Raw genomic sequence first — 4,028 nt, forward strand, 5'->3', positions numbered from 1 at the left:
TTCTCACTGACCGCGACCCTGCCATCTTCTGCGGCTAACGTCGCCCCACCGACGCGGACGTCCGAACCGACCGAGGTGGAGCCAAATCACGCCGTCACACCGGGGCCAGTTCAAGTTGACATTGCCACGTAAGTCCCCGCAGATGACCGAGGTGCTGCCGCTGCTCTACTTGCACGGTTTGTCGACCAGTGACTTCGGTCCGGCCTTGGAGCAGTTCCTGGGCTCCGGCGCAGGCCTGTCGGCCACGACGATCACCCGGCTGACCGCGCAGTGGCAGGACGAGGCCAAGGCCTTCGGGGAGCGTGATCTGTCGGGCACCGACTACGTCTACCTGTGGGTCGACGGCATCCACCTCAAGGTCCGCCTGGAGCAGGAGAAGCTGTGCTTGCTGGTGATGATCGGAGTGCGCTCCGATGGCCGTAAGGAGCTCGTTGCGCTGGCGGGTGGTTATCGGGAGTCGACCGAGTCGGGGGCTGATCTGCTGCGGTCATGCCGCCGTCGCGGGGTGACCGCCCCGGTGCTGGCCGTCGGGGACGGTGCACTGGGCTTCTGGAAGGCGATGCGCGAGGTGTTCCCGGCTACTCGGGAGCAGCGCTGCTGGTTCCACAAGCAGGCCAATGTCCTTTCCTGCCTGCCGAAGTCGGCGCATCCCGGTGCACTGGCGGCGATGCGGGAGATTTACGACGCCGAGGACATCGACCACGCGCAGGTCGCGATCAAAGCCTTGGAGGTCGACTACGGCGCGAAGTATCCAAGGCGGTCGCGAAGATCGTCGACGACGCCGACGTGCTGTTGGAGTTCTATAAGTATCCCGCCGAGCATTGGATCCATCTGCGCACCACGAACCTGATCGAGTCGACCTTCGCCACTGTCCGGTTGCGGACCAAGGTCACCAAGGGGCCCGGATCACGCGCGGCCGGAATTGCCATGGCCTACAAGCTGATCGACGCCGCACAAGCCCGCTGGCGCGCGGTGAACGCACCGCACTTGGTCGCTCTCCTCCGTGCCGGAGCGGTGTTTCACAAAGGCAAGCTACTCGAACGACCTATCGACATCACGCCCACCGAACCGAACGAGTCAACCGAAACGGAGGTCGCCTGAAACACCCCGATCCACAGGTCTTGACAATTCCTCCCGCGCCGGCAAGGTCTAACAGTGGGCGTTCGTAGGTTGTGATCCTGAGGGGGTCGATGCGCACCGATTCCATGGGGAACTTGTCGACGGCGGGCAGGGTCAGCGTCAGGGGGCAGGAGATGACGATTTCGTTGTAGTCATCGAGGTCCAGAACCAGGCCCTCGCACACGGAGACCCGTTGCCACGACACAATTTCCGATCCATTGGGTATACATCGCAGATCTCCTTCGACGCGTCGGAGCCGTGCCTCTCAAAGGGTACGCAAGTAGCGCTGCGATACCAGCGGTATCGTTACGGAGTTGGGTTGGTGAGGACGCGGCTGGTCACAACGCGCCTGATAGCTCGGTCGATGCGGTCACGCGTTTGGGCAGCCGACGCGCGCTGGCCACTGAAGGCCACGAGGTTGGCCAGCCAAATGTCGGAGATGACCCCGGCGATGCGCAGATCCGAGGGGGTGGGCTCGCCGCCTCGGAGGGTGCGGGCCAGCAGGATCTGGATCTCCGCCGCGGCGCGGTCTAGTTCTGCGGCGGCGCGGGTGTCTGCAACCGCAAACGCTCGTGTCATGGCTGATGTCAGCCAGGGGTCGCGCTGCCAGCGGTCATGCAGATGTGCGTTGAGGCGTTCGAGCCGTTCCAGCGGTGTGCCGTCATCTCCGGCCCAGTCAGCGGCTGAGCCGAGTCGGCGAAATTCACGTGTCAGCGCTGCCACCAATAAGTGAGTTTTCGCCGGGAAATAGCGGTAGAGCGTGCCGACTGCGATGCCCACCCGCTCCGCAACCGCCCGCATCTGAACCGCCTCATATCCACCCGACGCAGCCACGAGCAAGGCCGCATCCAGAATCGCTTCCCGGCGACGTGCGGAGATACGCGAACGCTGCGCTACAGCGGTCCGCTTCTCGTCAGCGACTGAGTTCGCTTCCGACGGTAGGGTTTTGCTGTGGCCACGTGACAAGGGAAGCGTCATGATCACCCGTCTTGGAGGCCGCTGCGGCGGGAGAACTGCTTCAGAAGATCGCCAAAAGCGCTGACATCGCCGTGTGCCGCGAAGTGCTCCGGGCTGACCGTGACAAACACCGCTCTGGCGGTAAATCGGGGGACCTCGCCCGCGCCAGTGCCTGTCGCCGTGACATGCAGGGCCCGTCCTTGACGGGAGGTGATGTGGGCGGTAATCCTGTGGGGCTGATGCAGAGGCACCGGCCGCAAATACTCCACCGTCAGGCTGCGAGTCACCGCCGGGGTGCCGGCGATCCACAGTGTGAAGCCCAAGACGTCATCGCAGGCTGCAGCAACCGCACCGCCATGGGCTAGGCCCGGAGCCCCGATGTGGCGCTCGTCGAAAGTCGCGTCGGCGTAAACCGCGTCGCCGCTGCGGTGCACCACCAACTGCAGTCCGTGGGGATTATCCGGGCCGCAACCCATGCACGTCGCGGTGTGCGATGGCAACCGCTCCGGCGGCAACGTGTTTACCGGCACACCACGCTCCAATACTGTCAGTTTCGCTTCGATACTGTTAGTACCATACTGCTAAACTGCCGAGACAGGATCGCGTCAAATCGACCGCCGAGGTGAATGAGTGAGCGACAGCCAGTCAGCGCCAGTCCTTGATGACGACGTGGACCCGCGGCGAATCCGGTCACGAACCCGACTGCTGGATGCAGCCGCAACTCTTCTGAGCACGGGCGGCGTGGAAGCGGTCACGATCGATGCCGTCACCAAAGCCTCCAAAGTGGCCAGAACCACGCTCTACCGCCATTTCCAGAGTTCGTCGCATCTGCTCGCGGCCACATTTGAACGCCTGCTTCCACAGGTGACAACTCCGGCACCCACCAGCGGGCCCCTCCGCGACCAGCTGATCGAATTGCTCAGCCGCCAAGCCGCTCTTTTCAACGACGCGCCGCTGCATGTCACGACCCTCGCATGGCTCTCCCTGGGGCCCACCGGCTACAGTAACGAAGCGGATGACCGTCACACATCCGGTGCGTTACGGACCCGAGTCGTAGAGCAGTACCGGCAGCCGTTCGACGCCATACTCGCCAGCCCGAAAGCACAAGCCGAACTCGACGACTTCGACCGGGAACTTGCGCTATGCCAACTCGTCGGCCCACTTGCATTCGCCCGGATGACCGGGGTTCGCACCATCACTCACGACGACTGCGTGAACCTCGTCGACGATTTCCTCGCCGTCCACCGCAAGATCGAGGGCAACAGCAAGGGGGCGAAGGTCGCCACCACCACGGAGCCGGCGGCCCCGTGCGTCTAGCTCGATAGCCACAAGGAATTCATCGCGCCCAGCGTGGCTGGTCTTCGAGCGGTTTCTCTGCAATCCAGCGCGTCGGCGCGAGGACTTGGTGTTCACATCACCGGGGGAGTGCTGCTGCGAATGTCGACGTGGCGGCCGCGAGTCTTCAACGTGGCAGTCCGACGTCCTTCAAGAATCGGGGCAGGCGTACCAACTGTCACGCGCCATGACGTTCGTCATGAGGCGGCGTCCCTGGCATCAGTGCGGGTGCCAACGTCAAGGCCGTCAGACGATGCTTGGGCACGCTGCTGCTTTCTTGACCTCGGATACCCGCCGACCTGTTCCCGGACGACTTGAGGCAAGTTTCGGCTGCACAGGACGGAGCGCGGATGCGGGCCGTGGAAGCCACTGCGGACCAGCGGCGGACTGAACAGCAAGAAAGCCCTGGCCGGATGGTCCGGATCAGGGCTTCTGCATTAACACGAGTCGGGGTGGCGGGATTCGAACCCACGACCTCTTCGTCCCGAAAGAAGCACGCTACCAAGCTGCGCCACACCCCGCGTGAAGCCACGACAGCGTATCGCACTGCGCAGGGTTCAAGCCAAACGCCTATCGCCGGTGCGACACGCCGAGGGACGGATCCGGGTTGTCGGTGG

Annotated in this window: 3 protein-coding genes, 1 tRNA gene and 2 pseudogenes; 2 read left to right on the forward strand and 4 right to left on the reverse strand. The window is 63.8% G+C overall.

All coding sequences use genetic code 11. The annotated features are described in order from the left end of the window. Nucleotides 1-127 precede the first annotated feature (127 nt). Nucleotides 128-1,101: pseudogene (locus tag WA965_RS21985) on the forward strand (IS256 family transposase); the annotation flags it as partial. A 34-nt stretch (nucleotides 1,102-1,135) separates the two neighbouring features. Here WA965_RS21985 and WA965_RS21990 read toward each other — a convergent pair. The 3 genes and pseudogenes from WA965_RS21990 to WA965_RS22000 all read right to left on the reverse strand — a co-directional run. Next, nucleotides 1,136-1,349 (reverse strand): annotated as a pseudogene (locus tag WA965_RS21990) (DUF6188 family protein); the annotation flags it as partial. A 76-nt stretch (nucleotides 1,350-1,425) separates the two neighbouring features. After that, entirely contained in the window at nucleotides 1,426-2,097 is a 672-nt protein-coding gene (locus tag WA965_RS21995) for a TetR family transcriptional regulator (RefSeq protein WP_526303160.1), read from the reverse strand. A 2-nt stretch (nucleotides 2,098-2,099) separates the two neighbouring features. Continuing rightward, nucleotides 2,100-2,606, reverse strand: a complete 507-nt coding sequence (locus WA965_RS22000; protein WP_526303161.1) for a PaaI family thioesterase — start codon at nucleotides 2,604-2,606, stop codon at nucleotides 2,100-2,102. 100 nt (nucleotides 2,607-2,706) lie between these two features. Here WA965_RS22000 and WA965_RS22005 point away from each other — a divergent pair, with 100 nt between their 5' ends. Further along, nucleotides 2,707-3,393, forward strand: coding sequence for a TetR/AcrR family transcriptional regulator (locus tag WA965_RS22005; protein WP_526303162.1), 687 nt, complete (start codon nucleotides 2,707-2,709; stop codon nucleotides 3,391-3,393). A 465-nt stretch (nucleotides 3,394-3,858) separates the two neighbouring features. Here WA965_RS22005 and WA965_RS22010 read toward each other — a convergent pair. Next, nucleotides 3,859-3,932, reverse strand: a tRNA-Pro gene (locus WA965_RS22010). Between the last annotated feature and the right edge of the window lie 96 nt (nucleotides 3,933-4,028).

It is taken from the genome of Mycobacterium sp., assembly GCF_049683935.1.
Taxonomy (GTDB): Bacteria; Actinomycetota; Actinomycetes; order Mycobacteriales; family Mycobacteriaceae; genus Mycobacterium.